The 19,889-nt window shown below is 63.8% G+C and carries 17 protein-coding genes and 2 pseudogenes; 10 read left to right on the top strand and 9 right to left on the bottom strand.

The features are described from left to right. Positions 1–19: 19 nt before the first annotated feature. Complete coding sequence (locus AC0V8S_RS16055; RefSeq protein WP_475438315.1) at positions 20–1,297, bottom strand: YcaO-like family protein; 1,278 nt, start codon at positions 1,295–1,297, stop codon at positions 20–22. 100 nt (positions 1,298–1,397) lie between these two features. On the opposite strand from AC0V8S_RS16055, the gene AC0V8S_RS16050 reads away from it, so the two are divergent. Then, complete coding sequence (locus AC0V8S_RS16050) at positions 1,398–3,149, top strand: adenylate/guanylate cyclase domain-containing protein (protein ID WP_475438314.1); 1,752 nt, start codon at positions 1,398–1,400, stop codon at positions 3,147–3,149. Between the two features lie 12 nt (positions 3,150–3,161). Here the strand turns inward: AC0V8S_RS16050 and AC0V8S_RS16045 are convergent, their stop codons facing one another. Next, the gene (locus AC0V8S_RS16045) at positions 3,162–3,743 is read right to left on the bottom strand and encodes a hypothetical protein (RefSeq protein ID WP_475438313.1); all 582 of its coding nucleotides are present in this window, start codon (positions 3,741–3,743) and stop codon (positions 3,162–3,164) included. Positions 3,744–3,908: 165 nt separating this feature from the next. Between AC0V8S_RS16045 and AC0V8S_RS16040 the strand changes: the two genes are divergently transcribed. Genes AC0V8S_RS16040 through AC0V8S_RS16030 form a run of 3 tightly spaced genes read left to right on the top strand, consistent with a single transcriptional unit; the run spans position 3,909 to position 6,369 of the window. Then, positions 3,909–5,261: a S8 family serine peptidase gene (locus AC0V8S_RS16040; protein WP_475438312.1), complete on the top strand. Its 1,353-nt coding sequence runs from the start codon at positions 3,909–3,911 to the stop codon at positions 5,259–5,261. Then, complete coding sequence (locus AC0V8S_RS16035; RefSeq protein WP_475438311.1) at positions 5,252–5,563, top strand: hypothetical protein; 312 nt, start codon at positions 5,252–5,254, stop codon at positions 5,561–5,563. Before AC0V8S_RS16040 ends, AC0V8S_RS16035 begins: the two co-directional genes overlap by 10 nt. Further along, a complete protein-coding gene (locus AC0V8S_RS16030) occupies positions 5,557–6,369 on the top strand; it encodes a DUF1501 domain-containing protein (protein WP_475438310.1) in 813 nt (270 codons plus the stop codon). Before AC0V8S_RS16035 ends, AC0V8S_RS16030 begins: the two co-directional genes overlap by 7 nt. A 114-nt stretch (positions 6,370–6,483) precedes the next feature. On the opposite strand, the gene AC0V8S_RS16025 is transcribed toward AC0V8S_RS16030, so the two are convergent. Then, the gene (locus AC0V8S_RS16025) at positions 6,484–7,071 is read right to left on the bottom strand and encodes a dihydrofolate reductase family protein (RefSeq protein ID WP_475438309.1); all 588 of its coding nucleotides are present in this window, start codon (positions 7,069–7,071) and stop codon (positions 6,484–6,486) included. A 152-nt stretch (positions 7,072–7,223) separates the two neighbouring features. On the opposite strand from AC0V8S_RS16025, the pseudogene AC0V8S_RS16020 reads away from it, so the two are divergent. The 4 genes and pseudogenes from AC0V8S_RS16020 to AC0V8S_RS16005 form a co-directional block, all read left to right on the top strand. Further along, positions 7,224–7,736: pseudogene (locus tag AC0V8S_RS16020) on the top strand (RNA polymerase subunit sigma-70); the annotation flags it as partial. A 52-nt stretch (positions 7,737–7,788) separates the two neighbouring features. Next, positions 7,789–8,217, top strand: coding sequence for a nuclear transport factor 2 family protein (locus AC0V8S_RS16015; protein ID WP_475438308.1), 429 nt, complete (start codon positions 7,789–7,791; stop codon positions 8,215–8,217). Further along, positions 8,218–8,476 (top strand): annotated as a pseudogene (locus AC0V8S_RS16010) (ABC transporter permease); the annotation flags it as partial. A 242-nt stretch (positions 8,477–8,718) separates the two neighbouring features. After that, a complete protein-coding gene (locus AC0V8S_RS16005; protein ID WP_475438307.1) occupies positions 8,719–11,334 on the top strand; it encodes a hypothetical protein in 2,616 nt (871 codons plus the stop codon). A 179-nt stretch (positions 11,335–11,513) separates the two neighbouring features. Here AC0V8S_RS16005 and AC0V8S_RS16000 read toward each other — a convergent pair whose 3' ends face one another. Then, the gene (locus AC0V8S_RS16000) at positions 11,514–11,867 is read right to left on the bottom strand and encodes an alpha/beta fold hydrolase (RefSeq protein ID WP_475438306.1); all 354 of its coding nucleotides are present in this window, start codon (positions 11,865–11,867) and stop codon (positions 11,514–11,516) included. Between the two features lie 142 nt (positions 11,868–12,009). Here AC0V8S_RS16000 and AC0V8S_RS15995 point away from each other — a divergent pair, with 142 nt between their 5' ends. Continuing rightward, the gene (locus AC0V8S_RS15995; RefSeq protein ID WP_475438633.1) at positions 12,010–13,032 is read left to right on the top strand and encodes an aminopeptidase; all 1,023 of its coding nucleotides are present in this window, start codon (positions 12,010–12,012) and stop codon (positions 13,030–13,032) included. Between the two features lie 85 nt (positions 13,033–13,117). On the opposite strand, the gene AC0V8S_RS15990 is transcribed toward AC0V8S_RS15995, so the two are convergent. Then, positions 13,118–14,656, bottom strand: coding sequence for a bifunctional AfsR/SARP family transcriptional regulator/alpha/beta hydrolase (locus AC0V8S_RS15990; RefSeq protein ID WP_475438305.1), 1,539 nt, complete (start codon positions 14,654–14,656; stop codon positions 13,118–13,120). Between the two features lie 192 nt (positions 14,657–14,848). Between AC0V8S_RS15990 and AC0V8S_RS15985 the strand changes: the two genes are divergently transcribed. Continuing rightward, on the top strand, positions 14,849–15,484 hold the full coding sequence (locus tag AC0V8S_RS15985) for a class I SAM-dependent methyltransferase (protein WP_475438304.1): 636 nt from the start codon (positions 14,849–14,851) through the stop codon (positions 15,482–15,484). Between the two features lie 17 nt (positions 15,485–15,501). Here the strand turns inward: AC0V8S_RS15985 and atzF are convergent, their stop codons facing one another. From atzF to AC0V8S_RS15965, 4 genes are read right to left on the bottom strand one after another with little or no spacing between them, the layout of a single operon-like run. Beyond that, positions 15,502–17,352, bottom strand: a complete 1,851-nt coding sequence (atzF, locus tag AC0V8S_RS15980) for an allophanate hydrolase (RefSeq protein ID WP_475438303.1) — start codon at positions 17,350–17,352, stop codon at positions 15,502–15,504. Next, a complete protein-coding gene (locus tag AC0V8S_RS15975; protein WP_475438302.1) occupies positions 17,349–17,699 on the bottom strand; it encodes a cupin domain-containing protein in 351 nt (116 codons plus the stop codon). The genes atzF and AC0V8S_RS15975 overlap by 4 nt, the downstream gene beginning before the upstream one ends. After that, entirely contained in the window at positions 17,692–18,360 is a 669-nt protein-coding gene (locus AC0V8S_RS15970; protein ID WP_475438301.1) for a cysteine hydrolase family protein, read from the bottom strand. The genes AC0V8S_RS15975 and AC0V8S_RS15970 overlap by 8 nt, the downstream gene beginning before the upstream one ends. After that, entirely contained in the window at positions 18,360–19,883 is a 1,524-nt protein-coding gene (locus AC0V8S_RS15965; protein WP_475438300.1) for an ABC transporter ATP-binding protein, read from the bottom strand. Before AC0V8S_RS15965 ends, AC0V8S_RS15970 begins: the two co-directional genes overlap by 1 nt. Between the last annotated feature and the right edge of the window lie 6 nt (positions 19,884–19,889).

Genomic DNA, 19,889 nt, shown 5'->3' with positions numbered 1-19,889 from the left:
GAACCGCTCTAGAACGGCGCTAAAACGGGAAAGGGCATATGGGATTTGAGCCCGCAGTCCTGAGGCCAAGAGTGCTTGGAACAGAATAGAGCCTGCCCGGACCAAACCTTGGTTTGGTCGAACGCAAGCCCGGAGCGAAAATGCGGACAAGGGACCGCTGCTCATCCTGCATCAGGATGACGGCGAATACCTCCAGGTCTCGCTCGTGGCAGAGTTTGACGCATGACGCGTAGTCAAGTGTCGATTCATCCGTGCAGGCAGGGCCGCCATTCCCGCCCTGCAGATGTGGACACAGCCCAAGATCCGTTTCTTGATGCCAGCGATAAAGTTGCCGTGCCCCGGGCGTAAAGCGGGTCGTTCCCTGTTGCTGCGCCTGCTGCGAGAGCAGAGCGAGGTTCGCTTCGCATTGAGCAAGCTCGCCGACCGCCCTTATGGCAGCCTCCGACCACGATGCGCCTGCCGCAAACCCCATCGCCGGACACCGGCCGGAACTGTCGCTGGAGATTGCGGCAACGATTGGCACCGCCAAATCCAACGTAAGTCGCAGAAGCCTCAATTCGCGGCCTCGGTGCCGAAGCCAGTCCTCGTACGAAGATACGATGTCGCTTGCCATCGACTTCGGATCGATCCGAGGCAGAACAAGTCGATTGTACCACCAGATAGAGGTCGCATCTCGCTCTATCAGCTCGAGAAGTGCGCGCGTCGCAGCGTCCTCAAGGTTGATGCCCAGCGCAAGGCCGTTCGAGTCGGCAGCCGGCAAAGATGATTCCTCGCCGCCGGGATCATATCCGAGGAAACACAGCCCCGCGGGCACCCAGGCCTGCTCCGTCCCGAGCTTGTCGTCACTCAGGATCCAGTCTTCGGGCGCGGATCTATCCCAGCGGGCCGGAACCATGTTGCGAAGCGCTGGCTGTCGGTTCCCTGCCTCTCGCTGATCATATTGCTCTTCGCTGAAAAGAAGGATGCCCGGCGGCTCGACGAGCCGCCCATGAATCGCGTTGGCACACGACCGGAAAATTCGCCCCTCGGGAATGATCTGGGCGAAGTAGGTCTCGTCCGCCTCATAAAGGCAGCCTTGCAGCGCCTGCTCGACCGTCGTGCCCCAACCAGACACGAAGTAAGTGCTCTCATCGCCATCTCGGGCGGCGCGAACGCGGCCGGCCGCCACGGTCAGAGGACAGCCGAGCAATGGGTCCGAGATCACCACCGGGCCATAAAGAAGACTTGACCCCACGCAGACCTCGAATGTGCGGATCTTTCGCATTGCGAGCGCTTCTGGACGGATTTCGCTTGTCATACGCCCGAAGCTCTTCGTGCAGCAGTTTACACGCTGCCATGTGCGATAGCATCATGCAAATGTGCTAAAGTAGGTTCGGACGTCCGACCCGAGGTATGGATTGACCGCAAAGCATGGATTGACCGCAAACAACGGCACCTTGAAGCGGCGCCTGACTGCGATCGTGGTCGCCGACGTGGTCGGCTATTCGCAACAAATGGCGGAAGACGAGGAAGGCACGTTTACCCGCGTCCGAGCGCTGATGCACGACGAGGTCCCAAGCTACGTTCATCGGCATGACGGCCGCGTTGTAAAGAACACCGGCGACGGTATCGTAGCGGAGTTCCTCAGCGCGGTCGAAGCGGTCCGGTGTAGCGTGGCTATTCAGGCCTATCTCGCCAGCCCCGAGCGATCGTCGCCCGGTCTGTTGCTTCGAATGGGCATAAATTTCGGCGATATTATCGTCGACGGCGACGGAGACGTGTTCGGAGACGGTGTAAACGTGGCTGCACGCCTTGAACAGATCGCAGCCCCCGGAGGCATTTGCCTTTCGGCAAAAGTGCATGAGGAGGTCCGCGCAGGGCTGCAATTGCCCTTCGAATATTGCGGCGAGTTTCAGCTCAAGAACATTCCCCGACCCGTAGCAGTCTACTCGCTTGGTCACAGACCCGACGGCCACGCTCCGAGCATCGGCGCCGGGACTTCGGGCTCGAATACGCCATCGATCCTGGTCCGCCCATTTGTCAGCACCGGCGGCGTCGAACCCTATTTCAGCGAAGGGTTCACCGAAGACGTCATCACCGAGCTGACGCGGTTCACGCAGCTCTCCGTCGCGTCATATCATACCTCGTTGCGGCTCAAGGATGTGGAACTGCCGAAGCTGGTCTCGGATATGGGGCTCGATTTCGAGCTTGCGGGGCGGATCCGCAGGATGGGGAAGCGTATCCGCCTGTCGTGCGAACTGGTTGACGCCACGTCCGGCGGTGACGTTTGGGCCGAGCATTATGACAGCGACGATCAGGACATATTCGATGTGCAGGACGAACTGGTCCGCAAGATCGTGGGCACGGTTATCGGGCGCCTCAAGGCAGCGGGTGCGGAGAAGGCGCGGCGCAAGCCGCCGGCCAACCTGGCGGCCTATGAGTGCGTGCTGCGCGGCAATGCCCTGCCGCTCGGCGACCTCGCGTCCGAAGCGGAAGCCAGGCAATGGTATCAGCGCGCCATCGACCTCGATCCGACCTATGGGCGCGCCCACGCCAAGCTGGCTCACTTCAAGCAATTGGAATGGTTTCGCGACATGGGATCTTCCGACGCCCTGCTCGACGAGGCGCATAAAATTGCCAAGAAGGCGGTGGCGCTGTCCCCCAACGATCCGGTTTGCCTCAACATTCTCGGCTGGGTGCTGCTGCACTTGCGAGACTTCGACGTCGCCGCGCAGCTCTACGCACGGGCCCTCTACCTCAATCCTAACGATCCCGAGCAGGTTTCTTATCTCGGCACCCTCCACACATTCGGCGGCGAGCCGGATCGCGCCATGCAATGGTTCGAGCGGGCGCAGGTGCTCGATCCACTCTACGAACCATCCTGGTATTGGCCGTTTCGCGGCATCGTCCATTTCATTGCGGGCCGGCCCGAACCGGCATTGGTCGCTTTGAGCCGTTCGTCGACAATGCCGACATGGGTTACGGCCTACATGGCCGCTTCGAGTTCGGCGCTTGGCCGGGACAGCGACGCAAAGGTTTTTGCGGCTCGCGTGTTGGCGGGTACGCCCAGCTTTTCCAGCAGTCGATTCGTGGCCAAGGAGCCCTATCGCCTGGAGGAGGATCGGGCCACGCTATTCAAGGGGCTGCTCGCCGCAGGGCTGCCGAACTGATATTGAAGTTTGCTATCGGCAGCCGAAAAGGACCGCAGACGCAAGCTCCTCATGATAGTGCCGACCCTGCGCGTTCTTGTGGTACGTCCCCAGGTAATCCAGCAGGTCCTCTCGCGTGACGACGCCTTCCGGCAGGGCTGGCAGGACCACGGTCAGCTCCGTTGGCGCATCGCACACCAGGTTCACTTTCGCGTCGACGATCTGCTCCAGCACAATCTTAAGTTCGTCGCGAAAAGTAGAATCATTCAGATCTTTTACTTTCGACACTACGCCATTCTTTAAATCTTTGCCTTTGTAGACGATATTGGCACCGGCAAGATCGACAACGTCAAAGGTCTTTCCCGCAGTGTCTATGATCTGCCCTACCATCACACTTCGAAGGCCGCCAGTCTTGTCTTTAGTGCGCAGAGCTATGACGTCCTTGAACGCGAATGCGTTCGGCATGTCGACGGTTATCCGCAAATTTGTGGTCGAAACTACCGCTGCTGATATGGTCGCCGTGAACGCAGGGGGCAAAGCCTTCAGCCAGGCCCCCACGAGCGCCGCGCCAATCTCCTGAGCCTGTCGGCCTTGCTTGAGTTTCACCTTGGGCACAAGCGTTGCTCCTCGCGCTTTGAGGCGTACGAAAACAACCTAGGCCGCTTTTTCTTCGGCTGCAAGAAGAGCCCTCGAGCGGTTCGCCTCCGATGCTTTGCCGTGGACAGACAGAGGTATTGGGAGCATGCTGCCCGTCAGTCAACCAGCATACGGTAGGGATCCATGAGGTTCGCCTGGCTTGTGACTTTTCTCGCCACCACACTGTCCGCGGCCACGATCGTGCACGCGGACGAAGCCCCCGGCGAGCCGCAAGTTACGCAACACACATTCATCGCGCCACTTGCGGACAAGGATAGCTTTGGATCGGCTATCGCCAGCCTGAAGAAGACCAATCTATCGGGGGACGCCCTGCAGGCTGTCGACATGCCGGATCTGGGATTTAGCCTGGTCACGGGAAGCTTTACCGACGAGGAAGCGGACAAGCTTCTGTCGGAAGGATATCAGGAGCCGGACTCACTCGAAGTCAGCCTGTTCGCGGATGGCGGTTGCGAAGGACGAAGTCCGCTAGCGGATGTGACGGGTGACAAGCTCGTGCCGCCGAGCGTTTGCAGAGTCGTCGGGTCGCCCAGTCCTGTGACCAACGGGTCCGCGGTCTGGATCATCGATAGCGGCGTCGACGACGACGTCGTCACAAAAGGGCTTCTTAATATTTCGGAACGGATCAACTGTATGGTCACTCCATGCAGCACGGTCACCAGCCTGCCAGACACTCAAGGTCACGGCACGATGGTTGCAGGCATCATTGGCGGAATGCGTGTGCCAAGTGGAACAAGTGGAAATCAATACCTTGGCATCGTTGGGGTCAGTCCGGGGGTGCCACTCAAGATTGTCAAGGCATTTGAGGGTGAGAAGTCGAAGATCGTCGGACCGCCGCTTGCCGCCCTGCAATATGTCAGTGATCATGCGTCCGCCGGCCAAATCCTGAACATCAGCTGGGGCGCGCAGTTCATGGAGACTGCGAGGAATGGTGGCCAATTGGACCTGCTTGGTCAGATGGATAAGCTGCTGTTTGAGATCGCAAACAAGAAAGTCCGCATTGTGATTGCGGCGGGCAATGCGCAGGAAGACGACGAGGCGTCGTGGGTACAGTCCTTTTTCCCGGCCAATGCGTCGGAATATTTTTCTTCAAACCCGACGCAAGGCTTCATCCAAAGTGTCTCGGCATCCGACAGCGCTTATGTCGCGACCGGCACCGGCACTGGAGCGTGCAGCACGGTTTCAAACGGGTGGTGTGATGTGCTTTGGAATGGCGGCGCTTTTGGCGCGGCCATGTCCGAGCCCGGCGTTGGCGTCCAGGTGCTTTGGCGGAGCACAAACAATCACAAGCTAAGACAGAATATCTGTTCGGGGACATCCCTTGCCGCTCCAGTCCTGGCGGGACTGCTGGCTCGGACCACTGCGAATTTGCAGAAGGCCCAGATCAAAAAGGGCGTGATCCCAAATGCCGATCAGCTTGGATTTTCGACGGCCGGAACGCCGGACGTCACCGTTCCGGAATATCCGAAATGCAATTGACGCGCCGCGCGGCCCTCCAGTGTTTGGGTCTTACCTCGCTGTTTGCGACGAGCGCAGGGCTTACTTCGGCGGTTTTTGCCGGCAACAGCCATCCGCGGCTGCTGATCGTTCATCTTCGGGGCGGGCTTGATGCGCTGGCCGCGCTGCCGCCCCATGGTGATCCGGGTTTCCGGCGGGGACGAGGCAGGGCGAGAGAAGTTGATGCCTCCGACGACGCGTTCGGTGTGAAGCTTGATCCGCTGTTTGCGCTTCATCCGGCGCTGGAGCCCCTTGCTCCGTTCTATCGGCCGGCGAATTGCTGATCCTGCCCGCGACGGGCATCCCGGATATCGGGAAATCGCATGGCGCCGCGCAGAGGGTCTTGTTCGACGGCGATGTCGACGGCGGCGATTTTGGTTGGCCGGGAAGAGCCGCTTCGGTCCTGTCGCAGGGAAGGCAAACTATCTGGCGTGCAGCGCCGGCCGACCTCTCGAATGATCTGCTTTTCGATCTTGTGTTGGCCAATCCGGGATTTGACATCGCCCGCCTTTGCCTCGGCGAGGCGTCCGCTTCAGCCGGAGACGCGGTGCAGACGTTGCTTGCACGGCGACATGCGCTGAGTGCTGCCGGCTTTGCCGCAGCGGCGACCTCGGCGGCGCAGGCGCTGTCCAGGCCGGACGGTCCGCGCGTGGCCCTGCTGCAGTTGGACGGCATCGATACCCACGTTGCTCAGGGAGAGCGTCTTTCGGCGACCCTTGGGACACTGGCGCATGGTGTCGTTGCGTTCTCGGAAGCGGCAGCCGCGATCTGGCGTCAAACCGTTGTGCTCGGCATTACGGAATTCGGGCGCTCCATCCGCTTCAACGAACAAGGCGGCACCGACCATGGTGGTGCCAGCGTGGCGTTCTTGATGGGTGGTGCGATAGCCGGGGGACGGATCACGGGTCGCTGGCCCGGATTGGCGGCAGATCAGCTTCACGAGGGGGCCGACCTGGCGGTCACCACCGATGTCCGCTCGATCATCAACGCGGTGTTGAAAGACCATCTTGGACTCTCAAGCCAGGCAATGGCGACGGTCGCTCCAGACGCATCGGGCCTTCAAGCAATCAAGGGCTTGTTTCAGATTTGATGCACCCTTGGCAAGAACGTGTCGTAGCGCCGACGTCCGCTTGTGAAGCAAAGTGAGAGTGTGATCGGCAGGTCTTTTGCGACAGCCCCGACGCCAAATCGCCACCTACAGCCGTTAGCCCTGCACGAATTCGTAGGCGTGGCACACCAGGCCGTCACCGATCTTTCGTGTGTTGAGCAGGTGCAGCGGCTTGTTGCTGGTCTCGTCGAACAGACGCTGGCCGGTTCCCAGCACCACCGGGAAAACGATGAGCCGAAGTTCATCGGCCAGGTTCTGTTCTATCAGCGTGCGCACGAGCTGATAGCTGGCGTAGACCAGGATTTCCCCGTCCACTTTCCGCTTCAGCTCCGAAATCTCCTTGACCGCATCGCCGTTGAGGACCGTGGTGTTGCTCCACTGAGGACGGTCGAGTGTCGACGACACGACGTATTTGGGGATGCTGTTCATTCTGGCCGCCCATTTGCTGCCCACGCGGACCTCCATAAAGGGCGTCCGGGACGCGAACCACTCGAAGCTCCGCCTGCCCAGCAGCAGCGCCTCGGCGCCCAGCGCTTCCTCCGTCTCGTTGGCGGTCCAGTCTTCGAGGTCCTTGCCCCCTGCGGACTGGCGGAACCAGCCGCCCAGTTCAAAGCCTTCCTCGCCGTCCGGGTCCTGGACCACTCCATCGAGTGTGGTATTTGTGCTGATGACGATCTTGCCCATTTCCGTGCTCCTTTGACGATATTGTCACGGGTGTAGACGCCGCGGCATCGCAAAAGGGGGCACTCGGCGACCGCCCCTTTTGCGCCTTGGCCGGCGTCCATACGGTATGGAACCGCACACAAGGAGGCGTGGCGTTGGCGAGAACGGACCTGATGTCGAGGGCGCAGGCCGGCGACGGCGAGGCATTTCGGGCGTTGACCGAGCCACACCGTCGCGAACTGCAGGTGCACTGCTACCGGATGCTCGGATCGTTTCAGGATGCCGAGGACGCTCTCCAGGACACGATGCTCGCCGCCTGGCGAGGTCTCGAACGGTTCGACGGGCGCGCCTCGCTTCGCACCTGGCTCTACCGCATCGCCACCAACCGGTGCCTCGACGCGCTGCGCTCTGCTCGCCGCCGCCCGGCAAAGCAGTGGGACATTCCGGGAATCGAACCGCCGGAACCCACTCGCCTCGGCGAAGTCCCCTGGCTCGAGCCCTATCCAGACGCCCTTCTGGACGGTGCCATCAGCGTGCCGCTCGGCCCGGAGGCGCGCTACGAACAGACTGAATCCATTTCCCTGGCCTTTGTGACCGCCCTGCAGGTCCTGCCGCCGCACCAGCTCGCCGTCCTCATCCTGCGCGACGTGCTGGGATTCCACGCGGACGAAGTCGCCGACATGCTGGACGCTTCAGTCGAATCGATCAAAAGCGCGCTCAAACGCGCGCGTGCGGGGAATGCAGCATCGGCTGCCGGTGACCACAGCCCGGGACCAGCCGCCTGCCGGCACCTCACCCGCCGAGGACGCGATCGTGGCGAAGTTCGTCAGCGCCTACGAATCCGCCGACATCGACGCATTGGTGGCTTTGTTGACCGACGACGTCTTCCTGTCGATGCCGCCGATGCCGCTGGAATACCAGGGCAGAGACATTGTGGGCCGCTTCTTCGCACCCATTTTCGGCTCGGGACAGAGGTTCGAACTGGTACCGACGCGCGCCAACGGTCAGCCGGCATTCGGCATCTACCGGCACACGCCCACCGGCATCCACGGATCCGGTCTCTTCGTCCTCGCTCTCGCCGGTGACCGGATCGGCGCCATGACCGTCTTCGAAAACACGGCCCTCCCCACATTCGGCCTGCCGCCATCCCTCCCGGGTGCACGGTAGATCGCCCGGCTGCTCCATATCGGCCTGATCAAGCCCCCTTCCCTGTCGCTCGCCGAACCCCTTCGTCCTGCCTCGGTCGCCGCCGCCGTCATCGGCGGCACCTCCATCTTCGGCGGCCGCGGCGGCTACACCGGCACCATCATCGGCGCCCTGACCGTGCTGACGACGCTGCAGATGCCGGAGGGGGCACGGCGGATTTTGTTCGGGCTGATCGTGCTGTTCCTGACGGCGGCTTTATTTAAGGATCGTGGAGGAGCGAGGGGGCCTTGTCGGGCATGCTTGCGCATCGCTGCTCCAAAAGGCACGAGCCGATAGCTGCTGCTTGCTCTTCAAGTTCAGCTCGGGAAGTTGCCTGACGCTTCAGGTATATTCGTACCGCTCTCGGCACATCGCATGAAAAAGAACGAATGCGGCATTTGCCTCCTCTGTTCAATCGCACCTGGCGATCGTACATCTTACATGTGAACTAGCGCCTGGATTGACCATTGTCGGGGGAAAGTCGTGGCCGCATCTTTGCAACAATTGGCGCGCAAGCAGGTCGATGAATTGTCGGAAGTCGAACTCCGTTTTGTCGAAGCCGTATCGGCAGGCACAGACTTTGTCGGCGACGATCCACCTGGCCCGACGGGTCCCATCCGTGCTGCGGTCATTCGCTGGCTTTGCACCGACGGCGCGTGCGCGAAATATGTCCATGCCCGCGGCATCCGCATGTTCAAGAGTGAAATCGAAGGCGCTCTCGAGCTTCAGTTCGTCAAGATCGACTTCCCGGTCGTCTTCGAGCATTGCTCTTTTGACCATGACGTCGACCTTACCAACGCAAAGCTGCCGCATCTACGCTTCCTTAGCTGCCGGATGCACGCGCTAACCGCGGACCAGATAGAGATATCTGGATCGCTTGTTCTCAGTGCAACGCGATTCGAAGGACGCGTGGCCCTGCGCGGCTGCCGCCTGACGGGCAATCTTCGATTGATCGGGTCGCAACTTCGATGGCGCGGCGGCGCATCGCTCGATCTCCAGGGCGCATCCATCGGCGGCGCGGTCACCATGACCGGAAAGTTCCTGGCACTCGATGGGGTCCGCATTTTCGGAGCCTCGATCCAGCGAAACCTCGAAGCGGAAGGCACAATCTTAGCCAAAAGGGATTCCCTGCTCATAGAACTCACCAAGGTTGGTGGAGCGGTACTCCTTCGCCGAGGCTTCCGGGCGATCGGCGGCGTACGGATCTATGAATCCGAGATCGCCGGCTCACTCGACATGCAAGCGGCGCGGCTCGTGTCGCGCGGCGATGCACCCGCTTTGCTCATCTACGGATCGTCGATCGCCAAGTCGGTTCTGCTGCGGCGGGACACTTTGACGGTGGATGGCCGAACCGCCAAGGTCGTCGGTGCCGTGGTGATACAGAACTCGGTCGTCGGCGGCAATCTCGATCTCACCGGCACGCAAATCCGCGCATCCCGCAAGAACGCCCTGGATCTTTTCGATGCGACGGTTCGAGGTCGATTGAAAGCGAATGGACTCGACCTGACGGGTCGCGTAGTGCTGACCCGAGCCAAAATCGCCAACGACATTGAATTCGCCAACGCGAAACTGGTCTCCGAGCAAGACACCACGCTGCTTGGCGTTGCGCTCGATTGCGGAGGGTCGGTGTATCTCAACGGCGCCGATATCACCGGCCGAGTCGACCTCGCTTATCTGTCGCTCGCCAGCGATCTTCAAGCTGAATCCATGACCATCCGGGTACCGAAAGGCACCGCCCTGGCATTGCACTCCGCCAGGATCGGCGGCTTCGCCAATCTGCGAAACGCCAAGATTGACGGCATCGATTTTCCATACGGCACCACCGGATCGGATATCGTGCTGGATGGCGCGGAGCTTACCGCCTCGACCGGTGCCGCTTTGGTGTTCGATAATGGACGCTGCAACGGTTCGATCGCCGCACGAGACTTCACATGCTCGGGTCGATTCAGTCTTGCCTCGGCATTGATTGCCAGAAACCTTGATCTCTCGGGATCGACAATCTCGGTCGAAGGCGGAACGGCTCTCAACGCGGACAACACGACCATCGGTGGAGGACTCAGCCTCGCCGACGGCTTCGTCTCGCGTGGCGAGGTCGCGCTCAATCGCGTGTCAATCGCCGGCAACTTCCAACTGGGCCCTTGTCGGATACTTAGTCGCACTGGGTACGCACTGTCGTTGCGGGCCGCCAAGATTGGCGGCGAATTCTTCTCTTCGATCCGGGGCCGCACACGCCTTCTTGGAACACTCGATCTTTCAAATGCAAGTATCGGAGACGACGTCGACCTATCCGAGGCACAGCTCTTCCGTCGGCGCGGAACCGCGCTATCACTTCACCGCGCGAGCGTAAGGGGCTCGCTTTACTTGAACGACAGATTTCGTGCCAATGGGACAGTGGACCTGCGCGGCGCCGAGGTGCACGGCATCGAGGACGATGAGGCCTCCTGGCCTCGGCCGTCACGGCTGCTTCTCGATGGCCTGAGCTATACGCGCTTGATGCCGCTAACGCCGCATGAGCGCCTGCGATGGATCACGCTACAGCCCGATTCGGGCGCACCGGCGCCGTCCTGGCAGCCGTTCGAGCAACTGACCAAAATCCTGCGTCAACAGGGGCGCGAGCGCGACGCGCGAACGGTTCTGCTGGCCAAGGAGCGCGCGGCAACCCGCAAGATCGAACCCGGCATCCGCCGATGGCTTTCATGGCTTTATGGCTGGGCCATGGGATATGGCTACCAGCCGCAACGCGCCCTAGTCGCGGTCGTACCGCTGGTTGCGATCATGTCGGCGTTCTTCTATCAGGGCGCCGATGCCCTGATGGTGCCGACGAACGATCAGGCGCGAAACGAATGGGCCGCGCACCGCCCGCTTCCAATGGGATATCCGCGCTTCAACCCGATCGCCTATTCGGTGGACATGCTGGTTCCCATCCTGTCGCTGCAGCAAAGGGATGCCTGGCGCCCGATCGCCGAAAAAGAATGCGGGACCCCGCCGTGGCCGTGCGGATTGGCGCTGCGCATCGGGCTGTGGTTCTACATCGCCTTGGGCTGGGTCATTACAACATTGGCCGTGGCTGGGTTCGCCGGCCTGGTTCGAAGGACCTGACGTGGCACACCTGACTGCTTTCGCTATAGCAGGCAATAGTGTTTAGTGACCGCCCCGCAGCGGAGGTCAGCATCGGCTACGCTTACATCGGCCTCCGGCAGTCCGCGCTCACCAAAACCCGACGAGCGATCCAGACGAATGCAGTGACAGCGCACTCGTTATGTCGCCTTATCCGCGCGTCACTCACCCCGCACCATCGCCCCAATCCCTCCTGCAGCGCCCCCTGCTCCCCCCACCCAGAACCAGTGATCCTCCACCTCGACGAACCGCGCCCCCGGTATCCGCGCCGCCAGATACCGCCCGGCTTCAACCCGCACGGCGCGGTCGCCGGTGCGGTGCAGGACTAGCGTCTTGGCCGAGACTTTTGACAGCAGCGGGCGCACATCGGCGTCGCGCAGCGCCTGCAGCAGGCCGGCGACGGTGCCAGGGCTGGAGGCGGCGCGAAGCAGGCCGGCCGACCAGGCGTGCGCCTGGCGGTCGGAGGCGACGCCCGGCGCGAAGGTCGCGAATGGCCGCCTTGCTAGTCCCGCCAATTCGAAAGTCCGACCTGCTGCCAGGTCTTGACGAAAATCGGTGCGCCTGACACGAGGGCAAATGGGGCATTCGCGCCATGGACGACGAGCAGGCGGTGGGCAAGCTGTGAAGCGCTTTTTTCGATTGCTTGCCGCTGTGATAATGGCGTCCGGCGTGGCCGGGTGCACCAGCGTCTCCTACTACGCGCAGTCGCTGGAGGGCCATGTGCAGATCATGGCCGCGCGGAAAAATGTCGGAAGGCTCATCCACGATCCCGCGACGCCCGTGGCATTGCGCACGAAGTTGACGTCGGCGAGCGCCATACGTCGCTTTGCCACGGATGAGCTGGCGCTGCCCGATAACAGCAGCTACCGCAGCTATGTCGACATCGGTCGAGATAACGTGACCTTTGCCGTTTTTGCCGCGCCGCAGTTCTCGCTCACGCCGATAACATGGTGCTTTCCGGTCTTCGGCTGCGTTCCGTACCGGGGCTACTTTTCCCAGAAATCCGCGGCTGAAAGTGCTGCCGAACTGCAGCAACAAGGCCTGGACGTTTACGTCTCGGGCGTCACCGCCTATTCCACGCTGGGCTGGTTCAGCGACCCGCTGCTCAGCACCATGCTGCGTCAGGACGTCATATATCTCGCAGGCCTCATCTTCCATGAACTGGCGCATCAGGAAATCTATGTGAACGGCGACTCCGCGTTCAACGAGGCTTTCGCGGTCGCCGTCGAAACCACCGGGGTGAGGAAATGGCTGCGCGCCACCGGCAATCGCGCCGGATTGCGCAGTTACGAAATCGATCGCCAGCGCAAAGCGGATTTTCTCGGACTGATAGCGAAAACGCGGGACGAGTTGAGGCAGGTCTATGCCAGCCCCCGCACCTCGCAGCAGATGGCTGCCGCCAAAACAGCCGCGATCGACAGGCTGCGGGTGCGCTACCGGCAAATGCGCGACAGGCGCTGGGCCGGATATCGCGGATACGACGCCTGGTTCAATAACCCCATCAACAACGCAAAGCTCGCCGCGACTTCCGTCTACGGCGAACAGGTTCCGGCGTTCCTTCGCCTGTATGATTTGTGCGCAGGCGATTATCCGAGGTTCTATGCTTCCGTTCGGCGGATCGCGGCATTGCCCGAGCCTTCCCGTGCGGAGGCACTGAGGAACGCTACGACGTGTAATTGACGTTGACCAGCACGGCGGCCGGCCTCGCAAGCTCGACCGTGACCAATGCCTGTTCTGGCCGAAACGCAAGGCAGCGGCGCCTGCCTCACCGCCCGCTCGTCATCCCCGCAATCCCCTCCAGCAACGCCCCCTGCTCCCCCACCCAGAACCAGTGATCCTCCCCCTCCACCTCGACAAACCGTGCCCCCGCAATCCGCGCGGCCAGGTACCGCCCGGCCTCGACCCGCACGGCGTGGTCACCCCTGCGGTGCAGGACCAGCGTCTTGGCCGCGACTTTTGACAGCAGCGGCCGCACATCGGCGTCGCGCAGCGCCTGCAGCAGGCCGGCGACGGCGCCGGGGCTGGAGGCGGCCCGGAGCAGGCCGGCCCACCAGGCGCGCGCCTGGCGGTCGGAGGCGATGCTTGGCGCGAAGGTTTCGATTTCCGCCGGGCCGCCCCAGCCGGCGAGCAGGCGCTGTTGCCAGAGATCATATTGCGCCGCTGTGAGCGCGAAGGGATAGTCGGGTGCGTGGCTGCCCTTGGCCAGCGAGCCCCACAGAATGAGGCCGCTCAGGCGGTCGGGGTGGTCGACGGCAAAGCGGATGCAGCCCGGCCCGCCCTCCGAGGCGCCGACCAGCACGGCGCGGCGGCTGCCGGCGGCATCCATCACCGCCAGAATGTCGCGCGCGGTCGCCTCGACGGTCGGGCGGGCGCCGACGCGGTCGGACAGGCCCATGCCGCGCCGGTCGAACAGGATCAGGCGACCGAGCCGCGACACGGCATTGAGCCAGGCGCGGCAGCTCCTGTCTTCCCAGATGCGCTCGACATGCGAGATGAAGCCGGGCACCAGCACGATATCGACCGGGCCGCTGCCAACGGTCTGATAGGCGATATGGATGCCGTCCACCGCGACATAACGGGTTCTCGGCACCTCCGGTTCGGCATCGCTCGCGCGCAGCAGAGCGAGCGTGGCGGGGTCCGGCGCCACGCCGAGTTCCTCGCGCAGCAGCCGCGCGCAGGCCTCGCCCTGGCGCTCGGCCGCGGCCCGGTCGCCGGCGGCCAGATGGGCGCGGATCAGGTGCCGGTGCGCGCTTTCGCTCAAGGGATCGAGGGCGACAAGGCGCGTGGCGTGCAGCACCGCGCCGCGCGCATCGCCCCCGGCGATCCTGGCCTCCACCAGCCGCTCCAGTGCCTGCACCAGCCGGCTGCGCAAGGCCTCGCGGCGGAAGAACACCCATTCCTCGAATTCGGGACAATCCGGCAGCGCGAAGCCGGCGAGGTAGTCACCGGTGTAGAGGCCGGCGGCATCGTCGAGCAGGCCGGCATCGCAGGCGTAATCGAAGGCCTGCGAGTCAGCCGCGACGAACAACGGCGGGCGCACCATCAGGGATGTCGCGCTGGCTGATATGACCTCTTCGCCGAACGCGACGCGGATCTTGTAGAGCGTGCGCCGCAGGCGCGCGCGGGCGGCTTGCGCATCGGCTTCGGGCCACAGCAGCGTGGCGGCGACGTCGCGCGCCACCGGTCCGCCGGCCTCCGCCAGGTAGATGACGAGCGCCGCCGCCTTGCGCAAGGCAAGCTCTATCCGCCGCCCGTCCAGCCGGAACTCCGGAAAACCCAGAAGCCTGAGTTGTATCAGCTCCATCGATCCGCACGCGGCCGCGCAAGGAGAGGACGTTGAGGGGACGCCGGCCGTCTATCCATCCCCGCGATGTCGGGCGATCAGGCCCGATCAACTCCCTTGGAGCGAGAAATGTCACCGGTCAATACATCAAGCCATCGCACCCCTCTTGCCATGGGCGCCGCCCCTGCCAACACCGGGCATGGAGGCTGAACCATGTGCCAGACTTGCCTCTCCTGGTATGCGCGCTGCGTTGCCCCTTATTTCGTCCATGCCGGCTGCTCGGCCGGCGCCTTTTCGCAGATGCGCAGGCGCGTCGTCCCGCGGGCCGAAGGCGTCGTCGTCGAGGTCGGCTTCGGCTCAGGCCTCAACCTGCCCTATTACGACGCAACCAGGGTGCAGCGGCTGATCGGCGTCGATCCCGACGGAACTATGCTCGGCCTCGCCGCGCCGAAGAGCCGCGCCTCACCATTTCCGGTCGAATGCATCCGCGCCGGCGGTGAAAGCCTGCCCTTGGCCGATGGCGTCGCCGATACGGTGGTCGTCACCTATGCCTTCTGCACCATTCCCGACGCCGAGGCGGCGCTCGGCGAAATCCGCCGCGTCCTGAAGCCGACGGGCCGGCTGATCTTCATCGAGCACGGCCAGGCCGAGGGGCCGCGCTGCCGCCGGTGGCAGGAGCGGCTGAACCGGCTGTGGGGATCGATCGCCGGCGGCTGCCACCTCAACCGCGATCCGCTGCGCCTGATCGGTGGCGCGGGCTTCCGCCTGCTCGAAGTGCAGCACGGGCGGTTCCCCCTGCCCTTCTGGCAGTTGGGCAGCCACCACGCCGGCATCGCGGCGGCAGGCTGACCGGCCTTTGCCGCCACTCAGCCCGGCACCCCGGCCGGTCTCTTCGCTCGCTGTCCGCCCTGCTCGGCCAGCGCCGCGCTGCGCTCGACAAATCGCCGCCAGCCGCCGAAGGATGAGATGTCGGACGCACCGCTGAGCCCAACGGTTTCGACCAGAAAACCCTTGGCCGAGCTGCCGTCCTCGAGCTCGATGGTGCCGATGCCGAGCGGCGGCGGGATGGCGGCGACGAAGCGGCCGAACGCGTCGGCCGACAGCCGCCAGACCTCGACCTCGACGGCCCCGCCGCCTTCGGCGACGCGGATCAAGCCAGGCTTGGGCACGGACTGGCCGGCCAGCGCATAAAGCCTGTAGGCGGCGGATGTTTTTGCCGCGCGCGAAAACCGCGCGCCAAGCTGCGTGAGTTGGCCGTTGAGCGGCATCCCCGAAAGATGCGCGCCGACAACCACGAGATCGATCATGCCGTCGTCAGCTGACGACGCTGCGGGCGCAATGCCCGGCTGCGCCCAGCCGGTCGCGCCAAGCGGCAGGCCGCTCGCGGCATGGATGTCGCGGGCAAGTGCCGCCGTCAGCCAGTCCCTGCCCGCCATGGCCAGCAACGTCACGCTCATCGGCAGCCCGTCGAAGCGCTTGCCGGTCGGCACGGCGATGCCGCACATGTCGAGCAGATTGACGAAATTGGTGTAGGTGCCGAGCCGGCTGTTGGTGGTGATCGGGTCGGCGAGCACGGCGTCGAGCGCATAATGCGTCGGCGCGGTCGGCACGCAGAACAGATCGACCGAAGCGATGACCGGGGCGAGCATGGCCTTGTAGGTTTGCAGCGCGTACAGCCCCTTGAAGGCATCGGCCGCCGACAGGCCGCGCGCGCCGCCGATGATCTTGCGCGTCACCGGATGCATGGCCGCTTCGTTGGCATCCATGAAATCGCGGATCGCGGCGTAGCGTTCGGCCACCCAGGCGCCTTCATAGAGCAGATTGGCGGTGGCGTAGAAATCGCCGAACGGGATTTCCACCAGCCGGCAGCCGAGCTTTTCCAGAAGGCCAAGCGCCACCTCGAAGCCCGCCTGCATCGAGGCATCGCCGAAGAATTGCAGATCCGCCTTCGCCGGCACGCCGACGCTCAGCACCGGCGGGCGCGCGGCCAGCGCCGGCACCTTGATCGCGCGCGAATAGGCATCGGCGGCATCCTTGGCGGCCGCAACAGCGAATACCGCATAGGCGTCGTCGACGGTCAGCGCGAACACCGAGACGCAGTCGAGCGTCCGGCAGGCCGGCACCACACCGGCGGCCGAAAGCGCGCCGACCGTCGGTTTCAGCCCGACGATGTTGTTGAGGCCGGCGGGGATGCGGCCGGACCCGGCCGTATCGGTGCCGAGCGCGAAGGACACGATACCGCGCGCCGTCGCCACCGCCGACCCCGACGAGGAGCCGCCGGGCACGAGGCTGGCATCGACGGTGTTCCTCGGGATCGGGTATGGCGTGCGCACGCCGACAAGGCCGGTTGCGAACTGGTCGAGATTGGTCTTGCCGACCACCAGCGCGCCGGCGGCCTTCAGCCGCGCCACCACGGTGGCGTCCTTGTCGGGCACATAGGCATATTCGGCGCAAGCGGCCGTGGTCGGCATGCCGGCGACGTCGATGTTGTCCTTGACCGCGAACGGCACGCCCCACAACGGCTTGGCCACCGGATCGAACGGCCCGAGCTTTTGCGCCTGCGCCAGCATCTCCGCCCGGCTGACCAGATGAATGAAGATACCGGGATCGTCAGCCGCCGCGATGCGCGCATGCACGGCATCGATCATGTCGGCGACACTGACACCAGCCGCATAGGCCGCGTGCAGACTGCCGATGTCGAAACGGATCTCGCTCATGTGGCCTCCCCCAGAATGATCACCGGCAAATCCCACTGGATCAGCACGACGCAGCCGTCCTTCGTCCACACCGAATGCTCGGTGCCGACCGGGTTCAGGATGACGCTGCCGGCTGAATAGTCGCCATTCTCGTCGCTCTGCGTGCCCGCGAGCACGACGATGGTTTCCAGCCCGACATGGCGGTGGCGCGGCACGCCGGCGCCGGCCCGGTAGTCGAGGATCGCCACCGACGGCTCGACCGGCCCGCCCTTGAGCAGCCAGTGCACCGTGATGCCCTCGCGAAAAGGCTCGAACGCCAGGTCGCGCCAGCCGCCACCGACGAGGCCGGCAAAACTCAGATTAGCCATCGGCAAGTCCCTGCAGCACCTGGTCGGTCGTCGCCGTCCAGCCGACGATGGCGCCTTGCGCCCGGATCATGGCGATGGCCGCCGCCTTGAACTCGGGGAAATAGCTTTCCGTCGCGTCTTCGGCGAGCAGGCACTCATAGCCGCGATCATTGGCCTCGCGCATCGTCGTCTGCACGCAGACCTCGGTGGTGACACCGGCGAAAACCAGCTGCCTGGCGCCGAGCCGCTTCAGCTCGTCACCGAAGCTGGTCGCATAGAAGGCCCCCTTGCCGGGCTTCTCGATGACGATCTCGCCCGGCAGCGGCTTGAGTTCGTCGAGGATTGCCGTGCCCGGCTCGCCGACGATCAGCACCCTGCCCATCGGCCCGACATCGCCGATGCGGATCGACGGATTGCCGCGATTGCGCTTGGCCGGCGGCAGGTCGGACAGATCGGCGCGGTGGCACTCCATGGTGTGGATCACCGGCAGGCCGGCGGCACGGAACCCTTCGATCAATTTCTTCACCGTCGGCACGATCGCCGTGACCCGGCTGACATCATTGCCGAGGCTGGCGCCGAAGCCACCCGGCTCGGCGAAATCGCGCTGCATGTCGATGACGACCAGCGCCATCGTATCCGGCTTGAAGGCAAAGGCGAAAGGCAGCGCATCGATTTCCGCCATCAGTGATGTCCCGCCATATGCTCACCGATTGTCTGCACGATCGCCCCGGCGATCGGCGTCTCGTAGACCAGCGCGCCATCCGACATGACGAAAATGCGGTCGGACAGTTCCAGCAGCTCGTCGAGGTCTTCCGACATCAACAGCACCGCGGCACCCGCATTGCGCGCTTTCATGATGCGGGCACGGATTTCGGCCACCGCCGAGAAGTCGAGGCCGAAACAGGGGTTGGAGACGATCAGCAGGTCGACCTCGCCGGTCAGCTCGCGCGCCAGCACCGCGCGCTGCACATTGCCGCCCGACAGCGAGGCGATGGGCGACGACAGCGATGCGGTCTTGACCTTGAACTGCTCGACCAGCCTGGCGCTGAAGGCGCGGATGGCGCTGGCATTGATCCAGCTCACCGGCTTGCCCTTGCCGTCCATGTCGAAGGTGCGGAAGGAGATGTTCTCGGCCACCGTCATTTTCGGCGCGCAGGCATTCTTCAGCGGCTCCTCGGGAATGAGCCGCACATTGAGCGCGCGCGCCTCGGCGCGCGTCGCCGCATAGGCGGAGCCGCGCACCAGCACCTCGCCGGCGTCGCGCGGCCGCTGGCCGGCCAGCACTTCCAGAAACTCCTTCTGGCCGTTGCCGGAAATGCCGGCAATGCCGACGATCTCGCCCGAACGCACGCCGAGATCCTCGATGCGGATCGACTTCAGCCCGGTGCGATCCGGCGCCTTCAGCGATTTGACCTTGAGCACGATCTCGGCATCGGCCTTGGGTGCTGCGCGGCTGTCGAGAGCGGCGATCGGCTGGTCGCCGATCATCATCGCCGCCATCGCCTTGTGGTCGAGATGGGCGACGCGTCCGGTTCCCGTCAGTCTGCCCTTGCGCAGCACGCTGACATCGTCGGCGAAGGCGGTCACCTCATGGAATTTGTGCGAGATCATCAGCACGGTGAGGTCGCCGGCTTTGGTCATGTCGCGCACCAGCCCCAGCACCTCCTGCGCCTCGCCGGGCGTCAGCACCGAGGTCGGCTCGTCCAGCACCAGGAAGGAACGGCCGAGATAGAGCTGCTTGATGATTTCGAGCTTCTGCTTCTCGCCGGCCGCGAGCTCCGCCACCTTGACGTCGAGCGGCAGCTTGAACGGCATGCGCTCCATGAACACGGCAAGCTCGCCGCGCTCCTTGCGCCAGTCGATGATGCCGGGAACCTTTTCGCGCGAGATGACGAGATTCTCAGCCCCGGTCAGCGACGGCACGAGGGTAAAATGCTGGTAGACCATGCCGAGCCCAAGCGCCGAAGCGTCGCGCGGACTGGCAATCGCCACCTCGCGGCCATCGACCAGGATGTCGCCTGAGGTCGGGTGATAAAAACCCATCATGCATTTGACCAGCGTCGACTTGCCGGCGCCGTTCTCGCCAAGCAGCGCGTGGAAGGAGCCTGCCGGCACCTTCACCGACACGGCGTCCAGCGCCGTGAAGCCGCCGAAACGCATGGTCATGCCGATGGTCTCGACGCCGACCGCTTTCCTGTCACTCATCGCGGC

It is taken from the genome of Mesorhizobium oxytropidicola, from assembly GCF_056174625.1.
This window is presented reverse-complemented; position numbering and strand designations above follow the sequence as displayed.

Bases quoted from the DNA above. Each gene is read 5' to 3' on its own strand.
- AC0V8S_RS16025 (WP_475438309.1), bottom strand. From the start codon at position 7,071: ATGGGCAAGATCGTCATCAGCACAAATACCACACTCGATGGAGTGGTC.
- AC0V8S_RS15965 (WP_475438300.1), bottom strand. From the start codon at position 19,883: ATGAGTGACAGGAAAGCGGTCGGCGTCGAGACCATCGGCATGACCATG.
- AC0V8S_RS16015 (WP_475438308.1), top strand. From the start codon at position 7,789: ATGCAGCATCGGCTGCCGGTGACCACAGCCCGGGACCAGCCGCCTGCC.
- atzF (WP_475438303.1), bottom strand. From the start codon at position 17,352: ATGAGCGAGATCCGTTTCGACATCGGCAGTCTGCACGCGGCCTATGCG.
- AC0V8S_RS15990 (WP_475438305.1), bottom strand. From the start codon at position 14,656: ATGGAGCTGATACAACTCAGGCTTCTGGGTTTTCCGGAGTTCCGGCTG.
- AC0V8S_RS15985 (WP_475438304.1), top strand. From the start codon at position 14,849: ATGTGCCAGACTTGCCTCTCCTGGTATGCGCGCTGCGTTGCCCCTTAT.
- AC0V8S_RS16035 (WP_475438311.1), top strand. From the start codon at position 5,252: ATGCAATTGACGCGCCGCGCGGCCCTCCAGTGTTTGGGTCTTACCTCG.
- AC0V8S_RS15995 (WP_475438633.1), top strand. From the start codon at position 12,010: ATGGCGTCCGGCGTGGCCGGGTGCACCAGCGTCTCCTACTACGCGCAG.
- AC0V8S_RS16040 (WP_475438312.1), top strand. From the start codon at position 3,909: ATGAGGTTCGCCTGGCTTGTGACTTTTCTCGCCACCACACTGTCCGCG.
- AC0V8S_RS16055 (WP_475438315.1), bottom strand. From the start codon at position 1,297: ATGACAAGCGAAATCCGTCCAGAAGCGCTCGCAATGCGAAAGATCCGC.
- AC0V8S_RS15970 (WP_475438301.1), bottom strand. From the start codon at position 18,360: ATGGCGGAAATCGATGCGCTGCCTTTCGCCTTTGCCTTCAAGCCGGAT.
- AC0V8S_RS15975 (WP_475438302.1), bottom strand. From the start codon at position 17,699: ATGGCTAATCTGAGTTTTGCCGGCCTCGTCGGTGGCGGCTGGCGCGAC.